General features: G+C 45.9%; 23 protein-coding genes. 6 read left to right on the top strand and 17 right to left on the bottom strand.

Annotation, left to right across the window (positions count from 1 at the left end):
- The first annotated feature begins 8 nt into the window (after positions 1-8).
- On the top strand, positions 9-443 hold the full coding sequence (locus BMY11_RS14095; protein WP_090577003.1) for a hypothetical protein: 435 nt from the start codon (positions 9-11) through the stop codon (positions 441-443).
- Between the two features lie 647 nt (positions 444-1,090).
- On the opposite strand, the gene BMY11_RS14100 is transcribed toward BMY11_RS14095, so the two are convergent.
- The 7 genes from BMY11_RS14100 to BMY11_RS14135 form a co-directional block, all read right to left on the bottom strand.
- Positions 1,091-1,447, bottom strand: a complete 357-nt coding sequence (locus BMY11_RS14100; protein ID WP_090577006.1) for a YciI family protein — start codon at positions 1,445-1,447, stop codon at positions 1,091-1,093.
- Between the two features lie 148 nt (positions 1,448-1,595).
- The gene (locus BMY11_RS14105; protein WP_090577009.1) at positions 1,596-4,070 is read right to left on the bottom strand and encodes an alpha-mannosidase; all 2,475 of its coding nucleotides are present in this window, start codon (positions 4,068-4,070) and stop codon (positions 1,596-1,598) included.
- A 31-nt stretch (positions 4,071-4,101) separates the two neighbouring features.
- Positions 4,102-5,010 (bottom strand): helix-turn-helix transcriptional regulator, encoded by a 909-nt coding sequence (locus BMY11_RS14110; RefSeq protein ID WP_090577012.1) that lies wholly within the window; start codon positions 5,008-5,010, stop codon positions 4,102-4,104.
- 165 nt (positions 5,011-5,175) lie between these two features.
- Positions 5,176-6,138, bottom strand: a complete 963-nt coding sequence (locus BMY11_RS14115; protein WP_090577015.1) for a homoserine kinase — start codon at positions 6,136-6,138, stop codon at positions 5,176-5,178.
- A complete protein-coding gene (locus BMY11_RS14120; RefSeq protein ID WP_090577018.1) occupies positions 6,139-6,480 on the bottom strand; it encodes a DUF952 domain-containing protein in 342 nt (113 codons plus the stop codon).
- A gap of 317 nt (positions 6,481-6,797) precedes the next feature.
- Positions 6,798-6,998 carry a cold-shock protein gene (locus BMY11_RS14125; protein WP_090577021.1) on the bottom strand — a complete coding sequence of 67 codons (201 nt, stop codon included), beginning with the start codon at positions 6,996-6,998 and terminating at the stop codon, positions 6,798-6,800.
- Between the two features lie 462 nt (positions 6,999-7,460).
- The gene (locus tag BMY11_RS14135) at positions 7,461-8,042 is read right to left on the bottom strand and encodes a TetR/AcrR family transcriptional regulator (RefSeq protein WP_090577024.1); all 582 of its coding nucleotides are present in this window, start codon (positions 8,040-8,042) and stop codon (positions 7,461-7,463) included.
- A 265-nt stretch (positions 8,043-8,307) separates the two neighbouring features.
- On the opposite strand from BMY11_RS14135, the gene BMY11_RS14140 reads away from it, so the two are divergent.
- Positions 8,308-8,898, top strand: a complete 591-nt coding sequence (locus tag BMY11_RS14140) for an NAD(P)H-binding protein (RefSeq protein WP_218150182.1) — start codon at positions 8,308-8,310, stop codon at positions 8,896-8,898.
- 314 nt (positions 8,899-9,212) lie between these two features.
- Here BMY11_RS14140 and BMY11_RS14145 read toward each other — a convergent pair whose 3' ends face one another.
- Entirely contained in the window at positions 9,213-9,737 is a 525-nt protein-coding gene (locus tag BMY11_RS14145) for a 5' nucleotidase, NT5C type (RefSeq protein WP_090577027.1), read from the bottom strand.
- 104 nt (positions 9,738-9,841) lie between these two features.
- Positions 9,842-10,168, bottom strand: a complete 327-nt coding sequence (locus tag BMY11_RS29075; protein ID WP_090577031.1) for a hypothetical protein — start codon at positions 10,166-10,168, stop codon at positions 9,842-9,844.
- A gap of 150 nt (positions 10,169-10,318) precedes the next feature.
- Between BMY11_RS29075 and BMY11_RS14155 the strand changes: the two genes are divergently transcribed.
- Entirely contained in the window at positions 10,319-11,041 is a 723-nt protein-coding gene (locus BMY11_RS14155; protein WP_090577034.1) for an SDR family oxidoreductase, read from the top strand.
- A gap of 25 nt (positions 11,042-11,066) precedes the next feature.
- The gene (locus tag BMY11_RS14160) at positions 11,067-11,717 is read left to right on the top strand and encodes a ThuA domain-containing protein (RefSeq protein ID WP_177182642.1); all 651 of its coding nucleotides are present in this window, start codon (positions 11,067-11,069) and stop codon (positions 11,715-11,717) included.
- A 117-nt stretch (positions 11,718-11,834) separates the two neighbouring features.
- Here the strand turns inward: BMY11_RS14160 and BMY11_RS14165 are convergent, their stop codons facing one another.
- Both BMY11_RS14165 and BMY11_RS14170 read right to left on the bottom strand, forming a co-directional pair.
- Entirely contained in the window at positions 11,835-12,257 is a 423-nt protein-coding gene (locus tag BMY11_RS14165; protein WP_090577040.1) for a VOC family protein, read from the bottom strand.
- A gap of 420 nt (positions 12,258-12,677) precedes the next feature.
- Positions 12,678-12,950 (bottom strand): hypothetical protein, encoded by a 273-nt coding sequence (locus BMY11_RS14170; RefSeq protein ID WP_090577043.1) that lies wholly within the window; start codon positions 12,948-12,950, stop codon positions 12,678-12,680.
- Positions 12,951-13,186: 236 nt separating this feature from the next.
- Here BMY11_RS14170 and spoIIP point away from each other — a divergent pair, with 236 nt between their 5' ends.
- A complete protein-coding gene (gene spoIIP / locus BMY11_RS14175) occupies positions 13,187-14,671 on the top strand; it encodes a stage II sporulation protein P (RefSeq protein WP_090577045.1) in 1,485 nt (494 codons plus the stop codon).
- Positions 14,672-14,778: 107 nt separating this feature from the next.
- Here the strand turns inward: spoIIP and BMY11_RS14180 are convergent, their stop codons facing one another.
- The 3 genes from BMY11_RS14180 to BMY11_RS14190 form a co-directional block, all read right to left on the bottom strand.
- Entirely contained in the window at positions 14,779-15,477 is a 699-nt protein-coding gene (locus tag BMY11_RS14180; RefSeq protein ID WP_090577048.1) for a copper resistance CopC family protein, read from the bottom strand.
- A gap of 32 nt (positions 15,478-15,509) precedes the next feature.
- Positions 15,510-16,442 carry a dihydrodipicolinate synthase family protein gene (locus BMY11_RS14185; RefSeq protein ID WP_090577051.1) on the bottom strand — a complete coding sequence of 311 codons (933 nt, stop codon included), beginning with the start codon at positions 16,440-16,442 and terminating at the stop codon, positions 15,510-15,512.
- 92 nt (positions 16,443-16,534) lie between these two features.
- Positions 16,535-17,263 carry a class I SAM-dependent methyltransferase gene (locus BMY11_RS14190; RefSeq protein WP_090577054.1) on the bottom strand — a complete coding sequence of 243 codons (729 nt, stop codon included), beginning with the start codon at positions 17,261-17,263 and terminating at the stop codon, positions 16,535-16,537.
- 230 nt (positions 17,264-17,493) lie between these two features.
- Between BMY11_RS14190 and BMY11_RS14195 the strand changes: the two genes are divergently transcribed.
- A complete protein-coding gene (locus BMY11_RS14195) occupies positions 17,494-19,743 on the top strand; it encodes an AraC family transcriptional regulator (protein WP_090577057.1) in 2,250 nt (749 codons plus the stop codon).
- 51 nt (positions 19,744-19,794) lie between these two features.
- Here the strand turns inward: BMY11_RS14195 and BMY11_RS14200 are convergent, their stop codons facing one another.
- The 3 genes from BMY11_RS14200 to BMY11_RS14210 all read right to left on the bottom strand — a co-directional run bounded on the left by BMY11_RS14200 (position 19,795) and on the right by BMY11_RS14210 (position 23,336).
- On the bottom strand, positions 19,795-21,408 hold the full coding sequence (locus BMY11_RS14200) for an extracellular solute-binding protein (protein WP_090577060.1): 1,614 nt from the start codon (positions 21,406-21,408) through the stop codon (positions 19,795-19,797).
- A 99-nt stretch (positions 21,409-21,507) separates the two neighbouring features.
- The gene (locus BMY11_RS14205; RefSeq protein WP_090577063.1) at positions 21,508-22,401 is read right to left on the bottom strand and encodes a carbohydrate ABC transporter permease; all 894 of its coding nucleotides are present in this window, start codon (positions 22,399-22,401) and stop codon (positions 21,508-21,510) included.
- 11 nt (positions 22,402-22,412) lie between these two features.
- Positions 22,413-23,336, bottom strand: a complete 924-nt coding sequence (locus tag BMY11_RS14210; RefSeq protein WP_090577069.1) for an ABC transporter permease — start codon at positions 23,334-23,336, stop codon at positions 22,413-22,415.
- Positions 23,337-23,547 lie beyond the last annotated feature (211 nt).

Genomic DNA, 23,547 nt, shown 5'->3' on the forward strand with positions numbered 1-23,547 from the left:
ATAGAGTATTGACGAGATTATTAGATTCGAAAACTTCACAAAATGCCAGCTATGCGAACTCCATCTCAATACCGATCATATTGATATCACTCCCACAAATTATTGCGCAACAAACACTTAATTTATCCACTGGAGCTGCGAATTTTACAACTGTTTCTTTCTCAGGAACAGTTGTACTCCAAGTTGGCCCTCAACAACCCGCTACCAACATTCTAATCACTGTGATTAGAGGCTTAACAACTTCAGGTGTCAGCGTCTTCTCTGCTTCAAGAAACTTAAATATTAATCTGCTCGGACCGCAAGTCATTTCCTTCTCAGGATCGGATTTCAATGCCCCTAATACTGCTAATGTTGCATACACCGTATTTATTCAAGCATCACTTGTAGGTGTAACAAGAGTCGGTCCAGAAAGTGTTAATTTTACCGCAGTATCTGAAGTTTGATTAACGTATCCGCGCACTACGTTACCTATCCTGCACCAGACTATTGAAATAAGATTGAAAATGTCCCGTTGACGTTTCTCCGTGTAACCGAGCTAACTCCTTCAATCCGTAAGCGCCATATTGTTGAAACAAGCCATTCAAATTTTTCTGGAAATCTTCTTGCCGATCTCCAAGAGTCATTCGCTGTGCCAATGTCGCATGATAGACCCATGATGTCGGCATACACTTTGGACGCCAGTTGCATATAGTACCCATATAATAGGAGTATCCAATAAGCAAGCTATCGTCTAGGGTTCTAGCAGCTTTTCAATTTCATGCTCCATCATACATCCCTGATTATATATGACAACATTGGTGTCATTCGTATAACTCAGGCTTTCGAAACATGCCTTCATTAACTTCAAGTCTTGATCCTTATTATCGGAACGGATAAAAAATGGCATCGTATGCATGATTTCCATGAGCAAGTTTCATCCCTTTCCGCGTTTGCTTACTACTATATGCCCCCCTATCATATCCGTGTGGTTGAATACCCCAGAACGCTCACCAAAAGTTACATATCGGTGTCGAAGAATTTTATTTCCAACATACAAAAAAGCCGCGATATACGCGGCTATTGACAGTGAGTGGGATACTCAGGATTGATTCTAACTTGGGCGCTGGTCATATACTTGACGCAATTCAATCTGACCTTCTCCACGTCCTTGAGGGTCCGGCATCCGCATGGCCCATTCAATGGCTTCTTCCCTCGAATTTACATCAATCAGAATAAACCCGGCAATCAATTCCTTCGATTCTGTAAATGGGCCATCTGTAACGACCGGCTTTTCCCCTGGATTTGGGAACGAAATGCGAATCCCATTTGAACTTGGATGAAGTCCTTTCGCCATAACCCGTACTCCTGCCTCAACCAATTCCTCATTGTACCTCGACATGGCTTCATGGAGCTCAGGACTCGGTCCTTCAGGATTCGTTGAAGCTTTAACGATCAACATAAATAACATACATCTTCCTCCTCATTGTTGAGACAAGTTCATTCTCTAGATGACCATCCATAATCGGTCTCCATATCAATACAACGAACAGGAAAAAGCAAAATCGACAAACAGAATAAAAAATCTTTAATAATCTCTATCTCCCGTTATGATCGGCTTATTGATACTCGATCAAGTTCACTTCCTGCACAGGATGGGCAGAGTTGCTTGGAATGAAGAAAGTCTTGATTTCACATTTGCCAAAGCTTGCATGCCAAGAACGGTTTAACAACGGAACAACGATTTCTGTCTCAACCGAAGAACCCGAAGTTTCGTAACAGCGCAGAATCCATCCGTCACCGTCTTCAGCTTGTTTGAACACAGTTGCCACCACTTGAACCGAAGCGATTTGAATGCCTTCCATAAGCTGAGACAGTGGGCCTTCATGGTAAGTTTCCCATACGCCGATCGGCTGTACATTCAGTTCATAGCCTTTGCGCACAATGCCGCTCTCCTGCCAGGAGCCACTGTGTGGGACAAGCGCATAACTAAATTGCTGTATGCCCTGATCCATATATTCCACCTGATCGTCACGTTCCCCGTAGTGATCGGCGAAGATCGGACTGCGGACCACCGTCAAACGCGCTTCAGACCCCATAACGTCGTATGCGTACTTGCCCGTGTTAAGAATAGCTAGACCGCGCAATTCGCCTGTCCCCCGCGCCTGCCCGTACACATCGAACCATTGCTGCCCCGGCACTTCCTTGCCGCTTGTCTCACGGCGAATGAAACCATATGGAATTTCCGATACCGATTCCGGTTGCTCGACTGCGACTGGGAACGAGAGCTTCAGCATCTTGTGCTTCTCCCTCCAGTCGAGCTGCACGTTAACTTGAACTTCAGCGGCATGGTGATGCAGAGTGAAGTCTTGACGCAAAGTGGAGCCGTTATACCGGCTCGTAACGCGAATGATACCACGCAATGGTCCGCGTTCAAGCACCTTCACCTCGGCATCTGAGAAATAGCCGATTAGCTCACGGTAGCTATGCAAGCCATGTCCCCACGTATCGCTATGATACTCGTCTATTACAACAGGAACTGCACCTGGACCGTCCAGCACTTCTGTATTTGTCCGTTTGTCTACTAACCGCTTGATTGTACCTGAATTCGCATTAAATTCGACACGAAGGAATTCATTTTCCAGCACATGCCCTTCTGCGATGACAGGGTTGTCCACCGAACCAGATAGTGACTCGTTCGTTAGGTAGCACCAGTAAACGCGATAGCCCATTGCAGGAACTCGTGCGATGAAGAGCGTATCCCAATTGTCTTGTCCGTTCGTTCTTGAAGCGCGAACCGTTTGCATCGGTACAGGGTTCCCTAACTCATCTGAAACAGCCGACATCTTACGGTTAGCGTGAACCGGCACCTCTACTTCCCAAGACAGCGGGTTAAAGACGACGAACGGCGTGCCGAGATCGCCCTGCTCCCACGACATCCAGTTCTTATCCTTACTAAGTGTGCGCACTTCCGGCTTCATCGTATCAATCGACCAAGAGATGCGCTGCGTCGCAGCGTTCAATGCTTTTGCCGCAATATGTAACGCTTCTCCATACGATTCACGAGCATCCTGGAACGCTTCCCGTATGCTGCAGCCGCCCATAATATCGTGGAACTGGTTGAACAACACATTTTCCCAAGCGACTTTCAATTGCTCATTCGGGTACTTTAGCCCAAGCAGCACATTTGCGGTCGATGAAAACTTCTCAGCGTTTAGGAGACGATGCTCTGCACGGCGATTGTTTTCCTTCGATTCTGAATGCGTGGAATAGCAGCCTACTGCGTGCATCTGCAGTTCATCCTTCAGTACAGGCAGCTCAGGCTGAGTCGATTCTATCTCGGCAAAATAATGATTTGGTGTGCTGATTACAAGCCGGTCCTTACCGAACTTTTCCTGTAGTCCTTGGATGACCTCCAGATTTCCGATTGTTGGTCCTCCGCCGTGATTCCCAACTCCGTAGAAAGTCATATGTGCATGGCCGTCAGCATCCGCCATTAATCCATGGTTCAACACTTTATCCTCAAACGGTGTGCCCCAGCTTGTCGAATAGTTATCGGAGAGACGGAATGTGAGGACACGGCTGCCATCCTCTGATTCCCACCAGAATAAATTTTGGTCCAGTTCCTTCTCATGCTTCTCAGGACGCATGAAGACGTAATAATCCATTCCGCTTTTCTTCAAAAGCTGTGGCAGCATGCCGTTATGACCGAAGGAATCGACATTGTATCCTACCTTCGCCATCACACCGAATTTCTCTTGAAAATAGCGCTGACCATATAGTCCATGCCGCGCGAATGATTCCCCAGAAGGCAAGTTGCAGTCAGGCTGAATCCACCAACCGCCTACGATGATCCAGCGACCTTCTGCGACGCGCACCTTGATCTCTTCGAACATGTCTGGCGCATTTTCTTCAATCCAAGCATAATAGGCTGCACAGGAGCGGGTGAAGACGAATTCCGGATACTCCTTTAAACGATCAAGCGCAGAACGGAACGTCGCTTTAATTTCACCATAGCCTTCCTGCCACTGCCATAGCCATACGGGGTCTAAGTGGGCATTACCAATCAAATGAATTTTCCCGATTTGCGTCATAATTGAACCTCACCCTTCTCGATTAAATGATTCAAGTAACAAACAATCGTTCAGACCAGGGCTTATGCAACTCTCGAAATGAAGACGGAGTCACCATCGCTACCTGACGAAATAAAGTGGAGAAATAGAACTCATTTTTCAATCCAACGGCAAGCGCAATTTGCTTCAATGTCAGCTGTGTTTCGATCAACAGCTTCTTCGCCTGCTTGATGCGAATATCGTTCAACTTCTCGATGACCGTTACGCCAGTTCGTTGTTTGAATAGCCGCGCTAACGTCCGGTAGCTAACGTGCAGGCTACTGGCGATATCCTGTACTCGCAGTTCGGTCGCATAATAGGCATTCAAGTACAGCAGGGTTTGCCTGACAATCACGTCGCTGTGATCGTGAGACTGCAATAAAGGAATTTGTGTATTCGCGCGCCAGTCCTCAAACAGCCCGGTTATCCAACTCGCGAAAGCGGATCGCAGTGCGAGCACGCTCATCTCTGAACGAAGCGCCAGCAGAGGAGCGGCCGTTTCGGGTTTTAACGCGTAAGGGCGTATTTGTGCGAAGCATTGTAGAAATTCCTTTTCTTCGGCAGTACCCGTTCCTAAATCATCATGGGCCTCATCTACGATTTGCCATCGAAGGCAGAACCCCTCGTCACTCTCCCCTTGTCGATGTCGATGCGAGTGTACGATGCCTGGCGGAATGAGGTAGGACTGTCCCGCTTCAATTCGGAATTCGTCCCCAGCTATCGTCGTAAACAGCCCTCCATCAGAAACATAATTAAACTCATACCAGGGATGCCGATGTGACGGATACGACCAGTCTTCGTCATGATCAGCCGACAATGCATCTAGCAAAGTAATCGTCAGACCGCCAATTCGAATGGGTTGAAGCATGAGCAGGCGTAACTGTTGAAGAGGAAGCTTATATGCAGCTGAGCCATTTTTCATTACTTTCGTCCCCCTTCATAATTCAAAATTATAGAAGAAGCTCATTTTTCCTGTATGACAAAATGATAGATTTCTTTATAAAATTCTGCCATCTTCAGCAAAAACCCTCCTTCCGGCGACAATTATGCATCCATAACAAAAAAACCGCGCATAGCGCGGTTAAAGTTAATGCGATGAAAGTGATCCAAACAGCTGATGATTAAATTGTTCTCTCCCAATCGCATTTATAAAGTCGATTTTTCGTTTCTCATAAAAATCCTGCACATGTCCTCGATCAAAATACCAAACACAATCCATTAAGATGCTCAGCTTGTATACATCAAACAGATGCATTTCTTCCAAGCTATGCAACGCCCTGTATTTCGAATATTCGGAGAGAACCTGTCTAGCTTTCGCAAAATCGAGGATGTTGTCATGATCGTGACGCCATGCCGAGGACTCGATCAAGCCAACGAGATCATATAGAAGATACGTGTGGTTGGCATCGTCAAAGTCGAGCAATGCATGGAACTCATCATTAAGATAGAGAACATTTGAAAAGTGGAAATCCGCGTGACAGATCCCGCTCGGAAGTGACTGAGGGAGCTGAAGTTGAAGCAATTCCTTCTCAAGCCAGGAGAACTTCTCCGTTGCTTCAGTCGTGTTAATCCTGTGGGAAGCTTGATGGGCAAGATCACGGCAGAGATCCATACTGTAATTTAATCGATCTTCCCTATTTACTGGGACGTAATGCTGAGTAAGGTTGTGCAGTTCTGCTGCTTTTTGAATGAGTTGCTTCCGCTGGTTCATCGTCGGATTACTTATATGTTGACCGTCCATAAATTCGAATAGAACAAAAGACTTCAGCTGATGAACGCCGATATAGCCACCATCCTTTTTACATATGGGTGCCGGACAAGGATATTGTTGATCCTTCAAGTAGCTTAAGAGGCTCACCTCGAATAAGACGGAGCCTTCCTTGCGATTTTCATAATATCTGAACACATACCGCCCTTTGGTTGTGTAGAGAACGATATTGGTTTGCACGGTCCCGCCCGCACATGGTTCTGAATGAATGAATTCACCTAGCTCGTAGTGTGAAAGAATATGTATAAGTTCCTCGTCGCTAAACTTGGTTTTGAGTGCCATCTACGTGGATATCCCAATTGGAAAACTAAAGAGTCCATCGCTGTTAGGTTCGAATTTAATGACTTGATCTACAGAGTCAATCTCTAAAGCACCATAGATGTGTGGAAATAACTTCCCTGTGTTATATAAATCCTCATATACGATTTTTGGGCTAACCTTATTCTCATCAATACAAAGAAGCAACAAGTCCTTGGAACCTTTATAAAAGTCGTTTGCAACATCAATGACTTGATCGCTGGTGGAGCAATGAATAAATTTGTCCGTCTCTAAACTGGAGGGCGCGTAAACACCGTTCTTCTGTGCCTCTTCCCATTCTGATTTCTTAACGATATGCAGTATCATCCTGCCATCTCCTCTTCTGAACGTAATCTCTACATGAGGTCCTGAATATGGAGTTTACTCTATGTTAAGTGGGTTCACCACTATTTTTTTTCGAACATACGTTATTCATACCACCTATAATCAAGAAAATTATGGATGCATAAGCATGACTACATACACCGACATCTTGGTTCGGACGAAAAAAGAGTCGGCTAGAAGGCGCTTAGCCTTCTAGATCGACTCTTTATTACATTCGCTAACTATCGCGACCCGACTTCTCGGGCAATTCATAATAAAAAGCCTGTTCCTGACACAAAGTCAGGAAGCAGGCTTACAAATTACACTTTTACAACGTTTTCAGCTTGTGGACCGCGTTGGCCTTTAACTACATTGAATTCAACGCGTTGGCCTTCGTCCAAAGATTTGTAACCGTCGCCTTGAATAGCAGAGAAATGAACGAATACATCGTCACCGTTTTCTCTTTGAATGAAGCCAAAACCTTTTTCTGCATTAAACCATTTCACTGTACCTGTTTCCATTAACTAAAAACCTCCAAAGTTTAAAAACATAATGCCGCACAAAGCGGACTATTCACAAGTATATCCCATAATCGATAAAAAAGCTTCTGAAATTTATCTAAAAATTTTTTAAATTGAGTTTTATGTATGTGAAAATATTTTTTGATGCAGAAAAGTGGATAAATACTGCCAACTTCATTAGCTTTTATGCCTGTTAGCCTGGGACATCTATATATTCCGCAACCCTTGCTTTTAGTATTTCAATGAGCTCTTCATCCATGTACTCATAATCGTCAGGTATATCTAGGTTCCAGATCGGCTTTTCATTTAATGATGATCTGTTCCAGCAGATCTCACATCATAACCATTCCATTTATGAAATATTTTTTCGGCCGTTGGGCTTCTCCATTTGTTTCTGCTGCATATAAAGAGTATTTTTATGGTTGACATCCCCTTTTCTGAAAGTGTCTACTACCGATAATGTTATTGCAATACAGGTGCCAAACTCGCTGCCACAACTACCAAAACGTCTTGCACCATCGCTTCCGCTGAGCGATTCTCAGGGTTTCGGCTCCACTGCACAGCAGACCCAAATATGCCCCAACTTGTGACGAGGGATGTGGCTTCCACAATCTCTTGCGAGATCGAATTGGACTCTTTATTCAGCCATTCGAACAACAGCTGATAAAGCTCTTGTTGCATCGCGACTTCAAATAGCGGTTCAAATTGACGGTCTTCTTCTGACTTCATGTACAGGCGAGTACGGGCAACAAAATCGAATACGGATAGGATGAGGGTTCTTAAACCACTCATGTTCGCAATTGAGGCATCCGGTAGCTCCTCTTTCAATTTTCTCTGAAACTTCTCCCTCATCCAACACTCAAGAAAAGCAAATTTATCTGCAAAGTGTGCATAAAATGTGGTCCGATTAACAGTCGCCCGAGCAGCAATGTCTTGAACTGAAATGGAGTAGATATTCTTTCTTTCTAGCAGCAAATCCATGAAGGACTGCATCATTAACTGGCGCGTTCGTTTCACGCGGGGATCGTTTGTGTTTATCAGCATGATTCACTTCTCTCCTCCATTTACACAGACAAACCGACAATAACGCGCAGATGTCGGTTACACCACGATAATAGCTTTGTGCTGATTGTTCTGTCCGCTCATATCGCTTACCATGCACTATACAGTGTAGTATACAGAAATTCGTTGTGTAAACAACACTTGTAGGATTTTGACTTATAGAAAGGATGATAAGTGTGATAGCAATAGCAAAAGTACGATTTGGAGGACATCATGTCACTGAAACTATTTCTTGGAGGTGGTTATCATGATCGTCATCACCACTCCCACCGGCCAAATCGGTAGGCAGGTCCTTGATAACATCTTTGCCAGCACGGAGGCAATCCGTGTGATCGTACGCGATCCATCCCGTCTATCCCCACGCTTACTTGAGCGTGTCGAGATCGTGCAGGGATCGCATGACGATATTGATGTCGTCACCAAGGCGTTCGAAGGTGCTGATTGCGTGCTATGGCTGGTGCCCCCGAATTCCCGTGCCGAGAATCCGATGAGCCATTACTTGAATTTCACACGTCCGGCGTGTGAGGCAATCAAGAGCCAGGGTGTCAAGCGTGTAATCGGCGTCTCAAGCTTAGGTCGCGATTTCGGCAAGGACGCCGGACTACTGTCGCCAGCGTTCGCGATGGACAACCTTATCGAAACTACGGGCGTGAGCTACCGATCACTGCGCATGCCGTTCTTCATGGAGAACTTGCTCCATCAGATCTACACGATCAAGAGCCAGGGCATGTTCGTAATGCCAAACGCCGGAGATCACAAGCTCGCGCCTGTGCCACTAACGATATCGCCGCTGTGGCTGCCAAGCTGCTGCTCGATGACTCTTGGACGGTCAGGATAGCGTTTCGGTCATCGAGCTGCAGCACAGGATCAGGGCATTTACAACAACGAGTCGCGTACCTCGCAGCGTACGCCAACCGGTTTTTCTCAGTGGTGTGAGGAAGTTCTAAAGCCTGCCATAAGTTAAATACAGAACCACAATATCCAATATGTATTAGTGGCAAAAAAAAACCGCGATTTTCGCGGCCTTTGGTCTTTAAATGAGATAATGTTCTTGTCACCTGACAGCTGCCGTCAAATTCGGCAGCTTGCATGTAAACGTTCCACGCTGCTATCATCTAACATCTAAAATTGATGTGAATCATTAGTTCAACATCACTTCAAAAAATAATCCCGTACTTCTAACCAATTGTTTACTCGAACGTATCCTGTTTCATGTATATTATGTGGTGCAGTAAACAAAATTCCTTGACCTTTAAACCTTTGAAAATGTTCTTCATTATCGTCAATCAGGTAATCCGCATTAATAATACTCTTATTTCCACAAAAAACAAAATTCATTTCATCCAGAAATGAAAAATGTTCCTTTAGCCATTCATACTTAGCTGTAAAAGAAGTTGGAAAGTACATCGCTGCTGTCGTGATGAAAACTTCAAACTGTTCACTTAATTCTTGGATTACTTCTTGACTATCTTTCATGACATCTAAATCGCGAAAAAATGTAGGGTCATTTAAGTAAGCAATAATCTCATTCTTTAACTGAGGACGTAAATCCCTAAGATGTGTTCCCATCAAATCGTTTAGAGTAAGATTCTCATTGTAATCGCGATTAAACACTTGTAAATGTTTCAAGTTAAAATCAGCTATTACTTCGTCCATATCAATTGCAATTCTTCTCATAAAAATATCCCGCACTCCCTTTAAGATCAATCTGGCAACGTGCTGGCCGGTGTCATCGACGGATTCCTTTGATGAATTCGCGTAATGATTACAAAATCCTGCCGTTACTTCAATAAAAAAAGAGCAGCTGCCGCTGGTTTGAGGAAAGCATCAGCCAAGGCGGCTGCCCCGTCTATTGCCAGTGATCCACCCATGCCAGCAGCCGTAGAGGCGCAGTATCCAGCATCACCGACTAGCGCTACCCTTCCTTTTGTCCAAGACGGCATTTTCATTTGGCACAGCTTGTCAAAGTAAAATGTTTTCGAGTTCTCACAGCCCATACGTTTCACGATATTGATCGTATTTTCACGGATATTTACTGGCGTGCCGCCTTTTTTGAGGCCATCGGCGAGCTCAACAATGGTCAGGTTGTAGCCCAACTTTTTATTCATATTCGTTCTTCTAGTGATGGTTGTATTCGTATTGATTCCGCGACGTCCGATCAATATATATCGCAGTTAGCGGAAAAAGAGTAAAATGGAAGAGGGTACAATCACTACCTGTAACCACTAGTTCACCGGTGAAGGAGTTGGCACTTTTCCATGAAACGATATGCGTTCGTAACCGGCGCAGACCACGGTCTCGGCTTTGCGCTCGTAAAGGAATTGCTTAATCGCCAGTATTGCGTCATTGCAGGACGCTACATGGCAGACAATCAGCAGCTGACTGACCTTGCTGAGTTGTGGCAAGACCAGCTGTCGCTCGTAGAGTTGGACGTCGCCAGCGATCGTAGCGTCGCCGATGCTGCAGCACAAATAGCCCGCATTACGGACACCTTGGAGCTGGTCATTAATAACGCAGGGATTTTAGGCGATATTCAAGCGACGATCCTCGATCCGCTTCCTTTCGCGGACATACAGCACGTCTATAATGTAAATACGCTTGGTCCGCTCCGCGTCACTAACGCGGTCGCGCCGCTCGTACTTCGAGGCGAATCTAAGCTGTTCGTGCAAATCTCTTCGGAGGCTGGCAGCATTGGCGATTGCGAGCGCAACAGCTGGTTCGGCTACTGCATGTCGAAGACCGCCGTCAATATGCAAGGCGCGCTCATTCATAACGAAGTGAAGAAGTCCGGCGGAAAAGTGCTTCTTCTCCATCCAGGATGGGTGCAATCTTACATGAGCGGCTCATTAAATACAGAAGCAACATTAACTGCGGACGAGTCCGCGGCTCATCTCATCGATCGGATTCAGGAAGAAATACCTGCCGCACCCGAAGAGAAGCCGAAATACCTCGATTATGAGGGGAACAAATTGCCTTGGTAAGCCGAAGAAAGCGAGGGATTGTGAGATGACCGTCCAAAAGCATATTCTTGTACTAGGCGACAACAATGAGCGAGCGCCCTATCATCCGCTAATTAATATTCAAGACGAGCTTGCTGCCATTCTTGGCGACCACTATGCAATCGATATTACCGATAATTACAGCGCGCTTGACCCTGATAACATTCATTCATACGATCTGATCATTGCCTACACGGACTGCTGGTCAGTACCAGTGACGGAACACCAAGCCGCGTCGCTCGTCCAATTCGTTCAGCGCGGAGGAAGCCTGCTCGTCATACATAATGGCATCTCACTGCAATCGCGTGAGGAGTGCGCGTTGCTCATTGGCGGTAAATTTACCGGTCACCCGGACTATCAACGTCTGGACTTCTGCAAGACCGAGATCCAACATCCGATTACGAGCGGCATCGAGCCTTTCTCTCTAGAGGAAGAGCCGTATCAATTCGAGTTTTATGCCGATGCTTGCAATGAAGTACTGCTCGAATATACGCTTGACGATCGGCGCATTCCAGCTGCATGGACTGCGATCCGCGGGCAAGGCCGGATCGTGTACTTAATGCCGGGCCACCATAAGCCATCGTTCCTACATCCATCCTGCCGCAGGCTCATTCAGAACTGTGCGCAATGGCTGACCTCGACCTCATCGTTCGTATAAATTCATAATAAAACCTCCTACTTGAGCAATTCATTCTAAATTGCTTCTAGTAGGAGGTTTTAGACTGAGTCATTTAAGTACTATTCCCTATCCGTTAAACGAATCAACAGTTATCATCTACTTCATTCGTTTGGAGATTGGATGGTCTTCCTCCATCTGCACTAAATCCCATAGGTTCCCATATAAATCCTTAAATACTGCTACGGTACCATATGATTGATTTTCTGGTCCTCTCACAAATTCCACTCCTCTTGAGACCATTTCATTATAATCTCTCCAAAAATCATCTGTGTTTAAAAACAGAAAGACTCTACCGCCGGACTGGTTGCCTATAAACAGCGCTTGCTCAGGTTTTGATGCCCTTGCAAGTAATATTGTGGTACCAACTGAACTAGGCGGAGATACAACTACCCATCTTTTATCTTGCTCTGGCTGATAGGTATCTTCAACTAATATGAAATTTAACTTCTTCGTATAAAATTCAATAGCCTCATCATAATCTTTTACAACAAGAGCGATATGTAAGATTGATTGAACCATACTCCAAACCCTCCTAAAATTATTTTTTTTTCCAATTCTAAGTTTTGATTAAGTGTTCAGCTGCAGCTTACTCTGAAATGTTCCAAAAATAGAACAGTAAAACCACAATAACGAGATGAACGAATGGAACTGCCGGTACCCACATCTTTCCATGGTTTCGCTTATGTTTTTTGAAATAATACATCATACTTAGCAAATACGTTAAGGGATACGAGCTAGACGCATTTCCGGAGTCCTCCACTTGAATGTCCTATATTCACATTATCTAATACAATAGAAGTTCTGATAAGTACCATATTACGCTAGTACCTGTTCTCAACTACTCTCCGATCGTTTATCGTCGGCTACCTTGCAGAAAAAAATCCGCTGAAATCGCGGATTCAAATGCATCTATGTTCATGTCCTCTTCATCATGCGTTATTAGAAAAACCCACCGTCAAAACCGCCGAATCCACCGAATCCACCAAAACCGCCAAACCCAGTAAACAAGCCAATTGCGAGTAAATCAAATAACAACAACGGAATAAGAAATTTCGCTTTTACGACTTTTCCTTCTTCCTGTCTATACTGAGTCAGAACTACACGATTACCTTGAACTTGCGTCAGTATCCCTGTAACGATTGTTCCATCCTTCTTGACCGCATAGATCTTCTTGCCGTAATATTTCGAAATCTGGTTTTTGCTGACAGCCATATGGTTTCCCCCTTCTACTCTGCACGACTACTACTTTATTAATCTATTCAAACGTATAAAAGGATGACTGGGATTTTGATAGAATCTGTTCTAATCTTTGTTATCTACACTCCTTAGTTTGTCATTACCAATAATATAGTCTTGTAAAAATGGTGAAAGTTTCTTATTTTTAAAGAGGCTTTCATTTTTTTGTTATGACAAAAGTTTGCTAGATTTGACAACTAGACTAGAGGTGCATGATGAGAAAATTGATTCTTGCTTTATTTTCGTTATTATTCTTAGTTACATTAGCTCTTCCAGCTACATATGCGGCACCAGCGACGATCGGGTTGTTTCTTGACGGTAAAAAGCTAAAATCGACCGTTGCCCCCCGTTTGATTAATCAAACCACAATGGTACCGATTCGCGTCATCGCAGAAGGGTTAGGCGCTAACGTCATATGGAATAAGAAGAGCCAAATTACAACCTTATCGGGCGATAAGACGACAATCACCCTTCCGATTAACGGTGCCTATGCGATTCTGAACGGAAAAACAATGCCTTTGAAGCAGCCTGCAATCGTCATAAATGGCGTTACTTTGCTTCCGATTCGGTTTGTCGCCGAAAATCTTGGCCTTATCGTGAAGTGGGATGCTTCAGCTTATGCAGTCAGTTTATGGAGAACGAATAGCGGCGTATCCGGCAGCGACCCAGCCGCCGATCCGAGCGTACCTATATTACCTCCGGATCAATATCCTGCGCTGCAATCCATTCAATTGGAGAATAATTTATTAACGATCGCAACCGATGGCAGCTTCTCTCCTAGCGTTTCCACATTAACCAATCCGGATCGGCTGGTCGTCGATCTACCTGGTGTAACGTTTAAGGGGGCGATTAGTGAGCCAGCCGAGAATACCATGGGTAAAGTCTCTAACCTTTCTCAGAGTAACCCTTATATTTCGGGGATCCGTTACATGATGAAGGATTCGGAATCTTCGGCTATTCAAGTCGTAGCGGATTTAAAGCAGAAAGTGACCTTCCAAATTGAAAACACCGGAGCCCCGTCTAAGCTGGTCATTCGTATTAATTCGGCAACTGCAAATCCAGTCTCTAAGTCGGCGATCTATATTTACCAGTCGCATAATCGGGAATCGTGGATCCCCGAACTGCCAGGCGTAACGAACCCCGATCTCGCATTCAATGCGACAACAAATGTCTCCATGCTAGGGGCACGGTTGGCTGGCATTCTACAAGCGATGGGCGCAGAAGTTTATCATACTTCCTATGACTACGCATCTATTTACGGAAGCCAGTTCAGTTATGGGAAATCATACGTCTACTCGGGCAAAACGATTACCAATCAACTTGCTCTGCATCCGCAAATCAAGTATATGTTTGATCTTCATCGCGACACGAGTCCGAGAATCGAGACGACAGCCAACATTCGCGGTACAAACTATGCCAAGCTATATTTCGTGATCGGACTCGAGAATCCGAATTGGAAGCAGAACGCTGCCTTCGCCACTAAATTACAAGCTTTGGTCACGGCCAAATACCCAGGTCTGTCCAGAGGAATCTATTATAAAGATAAAAGCGTCGGCAACGGATGGTACAATCAAAACTACTCTCCTAACAGCGCATTAATCGAAGTCGGTGGAACGGCAAATACGCTTGCGGAATCGAATCGAACGATGGATATCCTGGCTCAAGCCATCAATCAAATCCGTTTGAGCGGGCAGTGAGTTAAGACGAATAAATAAATAAATAATGCCTTTAAACACTCGGAAATCCTTGTGTTTAAAGGCATTTTAATTTGGAGTATCCTCTCGTTCCAGGTGGCAGACAAGGGCTATTTCTGCTTGATCACTTTTCTAAAGAAGAGGAATACCACCACAAGCACAGCGACTGCAATAATTGCCGTCCATGTTTTATGTTGTGCTGCGCCCGTATCTGCAGCGTTTGCATACCCCTCAGGAAGAACGGTGTCTGTCGCTTGATCATCAGCAACGGACGTATCCGTAGCAGTATTAGTTGTATTAGAAGTGGTTTCAGCATCAGCTGTATTCGAATTGCTTTCTGATGTTGGTGTCTGCTCCGGCGAGTTGTTTAACGAAGTGCTTGTGTTACCTGCATTCGTTGCATCTGGCGCATTCTCAGACGTTGTAGTATCATCCGGGGCCGGTGTTGGTTCCTTAGGCAAGGCGACCGTGAATGAATACTCGCCTTTAATATTGTGGCCATCCTCACCAATAATCCGCCAATTCACGGTATATGTACCATCCGCTAGTGGTGCATCAAACACACCTGTCATGTTATCTTTGCCCGTTTCAATCTTAACAGGGACTTCCTTCTTCGAAGCATCTGTAACGGTAAGAACAACAAGAGGTTGAATTTCTGTAGCAAAAGATAATTTGATTTCACCCAGTGCAGCTGTGACAGTGTCTCCATTCGCCGGCGTTGATTTTTTTAAATCCGTATGGGCTGATACTGGCTGTGGAAGTAAAAGTACGGTAAAAAGAATGAAACATAGTGCAATAAATTTGTTCATGTGTATATCTCCTTACGGGAGCGTTACTGTTCTTATAGATTTATTGTGCTAATGCGATTCGAGTATTCACCGAACACCCGCCGAAGCTGCTCGACTTCCAGCCGATTGGTCGCCGACAGCGTCTGTCCATTCAGATTCCGGCAGGAGACATCTGTTAGAATACCTTCCAGTAAGAGATGATACTTAGCATTCGCAGGATAGAGCTGTCTCTCAATTAGAGAGCACACGCTTAACAAATCGGCCAGTCTAGCTGCTTCTTCGGGGCGATCCTTCCAATTCTCCACTAACCAAACGTACAGTTCGGGGTGAAAATTCGCCATGACGCCGCTAAAACCTGCCACGCCAAGTTTCAACGATTCTAGCAAAGTCGCTGCATTGGCATTGAAAATCTGCAGTCCGCTCCCGCCCGCCGCTTCCAGCTTTAGCCGAATGTCTTCGATGTCGCAGCTGGTATCCTTTAAGAAACGGAACCTTCCGCTGTCCGCGCACCACTCAATCACCTTTGGGGACAATAAACGCTTATACGGATACGGGCACTCGTACAAGCCAAGCGTTAACTCCTCCGGTAGTTGCTGCAACAGCCGCTCCATCCGTTCTATCCAAACCTCGTCGGATTCCTCTTGTGATGCGAGGCGGTTCGTAATCAATACCAGTGCATCGATTCCGGTTTGGGCAATCCTGTTTAATTCCTCGACCTGATCCTCGAACGCTTCAGAAATATGACCGGAAGCAATGACAGGTACGCGCCCTGCGGCAGTACGTTTGACGAACGATGCCAAGGATACCCGCTCTTCCAGACTCAGATAAAACATTTCGCTAGATTGACACACCGCGAATAACCCGTGCACGCCGCGTGCTATATACCATTCAATCAGTTTCTCGAGCCCTGCATAATCAATCCGGTTATCACTTGTGTAAGGTGTGACCATCGTAGGCCACACTCCTCCGTTTATCCCAGCTCCCAACTAGCTCACCTCCGCAAATTTTCTATGATTGAAGTATTCGTGAAGAGATTAAATTATCCTGTAAATCCATTTACATAATATGTGCTTTTCCGTCAACGAGCGATGAATACGAATTCCAATCCAGGACGATCCGGTGCATCTCGAATATCATCGACTTTTAAGTCCGCAGCAGCTAATGAGTCAATAATCTCGGACTGACTACGGAACCTTAGCGTCGAGTCCGATGTCAGTACCGATCCGTCTCTGTGAAAAACGAATGTGCTCCGAAACGTTACAAGCGGAAGCTGCACATCAATAAGATCGGTCCACGACTCTACATTTCCAATACCAGGAGCTTCAACCATCTGATAAGTCTGCTCACGATACCAGTTCTTCCATGCTTCCTTTGCAGGATCCCGGACCTCGAAGACAAGCCGCCCACTTGGGCGTATAGCCCCACGGCAAGCGCGAAGTGTTGATATCCACTCTTCGTCCGTTACAAAGACTTGAGCGACGTTCCCTGTCATTGTGATTAGATCCGCTTGGATTTGTAATCCAGAAAGCATTTCGGTTGTTCCATGAATCCACTTTACGCGATCCGAATAAGGCTTTCGTCTTGCCACATTAAGTGAAGCAAGCGCTGGATCGATTCCGACGACATCCTTACCAAGCGCTGCAAGTCGTGACGCAAGGTTGCCGGTTCCACAGCCAATGTCTATTACTGACTGAGCTCCGAATTCTTCTGCAAGTGCAATATAAGGATCCAGATCCGGACGTTCTAGCGAATCAAACCAATCATAAACATCGGCAAGCCGCGGCTCTTCAAATATCTTATCAACCATCTATGTACCTCCAAGTTTCACTTATGTCCGTATGCTGTTTTAACGGCTGACCTGAATTTCACTTCTTTGTTCACCAAAGTTCGGAATGTTCACACCCTGTATAACAGCAAAGTATAGGCAGACGATCTTCGTTCATTGTCAGCGCTTTCATCTAATAATATAATGAAAACTACAGAAACGGAATCCTTCACTGTGAACTATTGTGTGTATGACCGAATTGGAGGGATGATATGCAGGTTTCAAGACTTCGACGCAATGGTCAGATTTATATCAAGCTTCTGGTTGGCATCACGATCTGCATCGTATTCACCCTTCTCCTCTCCTCTTCTATTTACTACATGAACTACTCTGATATTCTCCAGAAGCAAGCATACAAGACCGATCTTGGCAACCTCGGGCAGACAAGCCGAGAAGTCGTCGGACTCACGCAAAGCGCGCAAGCTGTTTCTTTCCAGATCTATCGCAATAGCACGATTACGAAGCTGCTCTTCTATAACAAACCCAATGTATACGACGTTCAAGCCGCTATGGGAGATCTAGCCAACTATTTGAACTCCATGCCGTTCATCGAATCGATCTACGTCTATAATCCGGCCGCTTCATCCTTCTACATCGCAGCAGAGAAAGGACAGAACGGCATCTTCACAGTGAATGAGTTGGAAGATACGGATATACTGAACGTGCTTAACCATTTCGGGGACTATAAACCGTTCTCTCCGATTCCGCGCCGGTATAAGCTGACGGCAGATGACCCGGAGCCTACCGCCATCTATACATATCTTTGCTATGATGCGATCGGCTTCGATTCCAAGATCAATTCCGCCGTCATGATCAATATTTCTTCCTCTTGGATTAACCGGGATATTGGTTTGACCGACGGCGAAGGCGGTCGAACTTATATCCTTAACGATCGAGGCGGCATCTTGTCCGGTAATGACCTCTCCCCCCAGAATTGGTCTTCCGATGAAGCGGAATTGCTCCATTCTCGTGTACAAGGACGGAAGGCAGATTACATCATCGCAAATTTTCAAGGCAAGAAGTCATTAATCAGCTTCACTTCTCCCGACTCACTTTCCTGGCAATACGTTCGGATTACTCCATATGATCTCATCACGAAGAAAATCGCTAATGTACGCCGTATGACAATTGAGATTGCCGCGGGAATCCTACTGGCTGGACTGCTGCTAGCTTGGGTGCTTTCGCGCATTTTGTACGTTCCCATCCAACAAATCGTTACACGCGTCCATTCACTCGAAACAGAGAAACGAGATAGCAGCTTCGCCATCAGACAAAATGCGCTGCGCAAGCTGCTGCAGATGCATTCATTTCACCCAAAATTGCAGCTGGAGAAGTTAGCGGCACTCGGAATCACATTCGACTTTACGCAGAATTATAGACTCGTGTATCTAAGGTTCGACCGATTCGAGGAGTTGAAAAAGCAGCATAGCAATGACCTGACTGTGCTCCGATTCGCGATTATGAACATTGCATCGGAGATCGGCTCCAAGAGCTATTGCGTAGAAACGATCGGCTATGACGAGGATGGTATCCTTCTGCTAGCCAATGTCCTGCCGGAAGGCGAAGAACCCTCCGTCCTATCGGTGCTCGAGCAAATCCGAAATGCTTGTCTCGAATACGTGAAGATAGGCGTGACGATTGCTTACAGCCCAGTTGACTGCGGTGTACAGCATTTGCATCCTATGTTCAAGCTCACAAAGGAAGCAACCTCTTATCGTTTCTTTCGTGGTCAAGGCTCTATAATCGACGCTGCCGAAATTGAAAGCTACAAGACCAATGAGTATGCCTTCCCCGCTAACAAAGAGAAGCGGCTTGTCGAGAACCTCATGTCAGGCAAGACCGAAGAAGCGAAAACGCTGATCGGCGAGATTCTCAAGGAAACATCAGACTATCCGCTCCATGTTGTCCGTTCAGCTGTCTCCCGCCTGACGATGACGATGAACAACCTGCTTTGCGAGATAAAGAAGAACGCTTCGATAAAATTGGATTGGCATGCCAATGCGGACATCGGGTTGCCTTACGTCGATACTTTTGAGACTCTGGAAGAGCTGACTGCTTGCTACTTTGCTTTCTTCGACCAAATCAAGATCAAGCTTAGCGACAAACGAAGCGGAAAGCAGGAGAATATAAGCCGAAGAGTCAATGCCCTCATTGAAGAGCGGTACGCTGATCCGAACCTTAGCTTAAACGGAATTGCAGATGAACTGGAGTTGTCCTCCTTCCATGTAAGCAGAGTTTACAGGCAGCAGACGTTTGCAGCCATCGTAGATGTGATTAACAAGACGCGTATGGATAAAGCTCAAGAGCTGCTCCGCCAGACCGAGCTATCGATAGTGGAAATCGCCGAACGAACCGGCTACACGAATAGTTCTTACTTCCACCGAATGTTTAAGAAAACCTTTGGCGTAACTCCTGCCGAATTCCGCAAGTCCGATTCCGTCCGATCGGAAAATAAGCTGTAAAGAGAGCCGCCTATACCGCGATGAATCAGCGGCGAGGCGGCTCGTTTGTTGTTATTGGATTCCTTTGTCAGTCAAGTACTGCTTCCACTGCTTCGTATATTCGGTCTGAACTTTCTCAAGGCCCGCTTGCTTCGCCTTTTCCATGAACGTTTTGAGGCCGCCCTCGATGTCACTGACTTGTCCTGCAATGAGTGGGTATAGATATTGCTTCTCGACCTGATCGAGCGCCGCGCGTTCTGCTTGATAAGTAGAATAATCTTCGGCAAAACCGGTAAAGATGTCAGGCTTCTGGACCTTGTCTAGCTGCTCAAAGATTGCTTTCACGCCGTCGTAGCTGTGATCGAACAACATGAATTCCGGATTTCGCCATGCCCAGCCGTTCATCGCCTCACGAGGGAACCCGTTCGAGTTAACGTCGCCTACCATTTGGTAGTACCCGTTGTCTACTGAATAGTTTGTGCCTTCGATTCCGTATTCTGTCAATTGATTATAGCGTTTGTCGAGCACCATCTTCTCGTAGAAAGCAAGAGCGCGTTCTGGATTCTTGCTGCTCTTCGGAATTGCGAAACCGTTGTGGATCGGATGATTCGGAATAGCTAAGCCGCGTGCAAGCGGGAACGGATAGTAGCCGAGGCTCCAATCCGGATGCGTCGACTGCATGTTCTGGTTGGTTGCGTTGTAGCGGGTTGGGTTATCTCCGAGCATGGCAGCGGCTTTACCGGTTGTCAGCTTCTCTTGGTCCGTCGTTTTCTCATTCAATTCGTTCTTCGAAATGTAGCCGTTATCTGCCCAGCGCTTATAGGTTTTGAGGTCAGCAAGCTGCTCGTCAGACCCCCAGTAGGAATAGACGTCCCCTGGCTTATCGTACGTGATCCCAATCCCGTATGGCAACGGCCCCCCGACTGGGTTGTGAGCGATCTCGCGGTAAGTGTCCGAGAGCGCGCCTCTAACGTCCGCACCGACCGCGAGCGGCTGCATCGTAGGTTCGTTCTTCTTGATTCCGTCTAGGTAAGCTTCAAATGTAGTCAGATCGACTGGCTTAGGGAGATTGTATTTCTCACGCAGATCCTCCCTCCAGACGAATCCGTTCGTCACGTATTCCTTATAAGTAGCTGGTACTGTATAGATTTTTTGGTCGATTTTGACGGCATCCCACATCTCTTGTGGAACGAACTGCTGCAGCGTAGGAGCGGCTTTCGGCAATAAGTCATCCAGCGGCAAGAACGCACCGCCTTTGGCGTAGGATTGGTATTGGGTCCAATCTGCGGTGAAGATCAAGTCAACCGGTTGGCCGGTAGAAAGCAGCAGCTTATACTTCTGATCCCAGTCCGTCCACGTGGTGTAGTTGAAAGTTACGTCTACATTCAGGTCTTTCTCCGCCATTTTGTTGATTTCGGCTTGAATTTTGGCAAGATCCTTCGGAGCGTCACCGAGCATATAGAATTGCAGATCGACCTGCTTGGAGATATCCAGTCCATTCGGCTTTGCTTCAGCCGGAGTGTTGGATGTAGACTCATTCGTTGACGTATTCGTATTCGTACTCGTATTCGATGTCGTATTCGAAGTATTCGAATTGTTGTTATTGCTGGAGCATGCCGCTAGAAAAGAACTTACTAACGCAATGGAGAGTAACGCGCTTGACCACTTCTTCGTCATACTAAGCATATGAAACCTCCCTTTGTTGATTGCGATGTAATGACCGAACGATTTCTTGTTCTTCTATGTTAGCCGATCCAGGGGCCCCTGGATAGGTTCTAACCACAGTTAGCCTTTAACGGCGCCGATCGTAAGACTTTTGACGAAATACCGCTGTACAAGGGGGTACAGGAATAGGATCGGTCCCATGACGATGACTGCCATCGCCATCTTTGTCGATTCGGTTGGGATATCCCCAGCGACGTTGACACCTGAGCCTGCTCCCAGCCGACTGATTGAGTCCGCAGCGTTTATCAGGTTGTAGAGGTAGAACTGGAGCTGGAAGAGATGGGTGTTGTTAATGAACAAGGACGTGAGGAACCAATCGTTCCAATACTGAAGCGCTAAGAAAAAGCCAACCGTAGCGATTCCGGGAAGCGATAACTGCAGAACGATCCGGTAATAGATGAGGAAGTCGTTCGCCCCATCAATCTTCGCCGACTCAATGATCTCATCCGGTATGGAGGCACGGATAAAGTTCTTCATCAGAATAATGAGAAAAGGCGTCATAAGCCCGGGATAGATAAGAGCGGTATAGGTATCCGTTAGCTTCAAGTATTTCGTCATCAGCATGTACCAGGGCACCAGTCCCCCGCCAAACATCGTAGTGAAGTAGATGAAGAAGGAGAAGAAATTGCGATACTTGAAATCTCTTCGCTGAAGTACGTAGCCTGCCATCGTCATCAGGAACAATCCAATGCAAGTTCCAACAACAGTCGTAAGGACCGTCACTCCATACGCTCGCAGCACTTGGTCGGGGAAACGGAATACCGTTGTGTAGCCTTGTAAGGACCATACCTTGGGAAGGAGATGGAACCCATCGCGAATGATCGATTCGTTGTTCGTAAGCGATGCTGATAGAATAAGCAGGAACGGGATGAAGCAGATGATCGCTCCGAGCAAGATAAAGAGCAGCGCTAGAAGCCGGAATAGTTTCGTCGAATTTTCTTCTTTGATCGTCATGTGCACCCTCCTTAGAACAAGGCGTAGTCGGAATTGATTTTGCGGATAATGGTATTGACAGTCATGATTAAGGTGAAGCCGATCAACGATTGGTAAACCCCTGCTGCGGTCGCCATTCCGACATCGAAGGTAACTTTTAACGAGCGGTACACGTAAGTATCAAGAATGTCCGTCGTGTTGAACAGGAGGCCGTTGTTGCCGACCATCTGATAGAACAACTCGAATTGTCCTTTCATGATGCTTCCAAGCGCAAACAAGAGCAGTACCACGAACGTCGTTTTCAGCATTGGGATCGTGATATACCAGATTCTATGGTAAATATTTGCCCCGTCGATTTTCGCAGCCTCGTAATATTCATCACTAATCCCGGTAATCGCAGCCAAGTAAATGACCATACTGTACCCGATGTTCTTCCATAGATAGAAAATGATGATTAGTACAATCCACCAGCCTGGCTTGCTATAGATGTCTACAGGCTGCACGCCGAACCCTTTCAGCAAGGTGTTCAGAAACCCATGTTCGAAGTTGAACATGTTATAGACGATAACGCTTAGAACGACAAATGAGATGAAATACGGTAGGAAAAGTACGGACTGCGTAATTTTTTTGAACCATTTGCCTTGAAGTTCACTCAGCATGATGGCTAGTATGATCGCAAATAGATTGCCGAAGACGATAAATGCGAGATTATAACCGAACGTATTGAACGTGAGTTGGAGCAGCTTCCCGGATTTCCATAGAAACTTGAAGTTCTCTAGTCCGACGAAAGGCGAGTTAAACAGGCTGGTATTAAAGTCGAATCGCGTGAATGCATAGTAAATGCCAACCATGGGCGAATACGAATTAAGCAAGAAGAAAATGATGGTAGGCATTAACATGAGGAACAACAACCAATTGGTCATCAATTCGCGGATGAATGATTTGCTCGTCGGCATACGGCGTATTCCCTCCCAATAATCCACGTTTATGAAGACGCTTCACGTCTTAGTGGCTTGAGACTAGATTACACTTATCGACTCGTTCCGGAGTAGAGTACCTTTGCGGCAATGGTGAACTATCGCTTCTTTTCGAGTGTGAACGTTATTGCGATTTGTGAATTTTACAGTAATTGAACCAACATCCTGTTCCTTTGAAGCTGTACGTTCA

Origin of the sequence: Paenibacillus sp. OV219, from assembly GCF_900110075.1 — a bacterium.
In the GTDB taxonomy this organism is placed as follows: Bacteria; Bacillota; Bacilli; order Paenibacillales; family Paenibacillaceae; genus Paenibacillus_Z.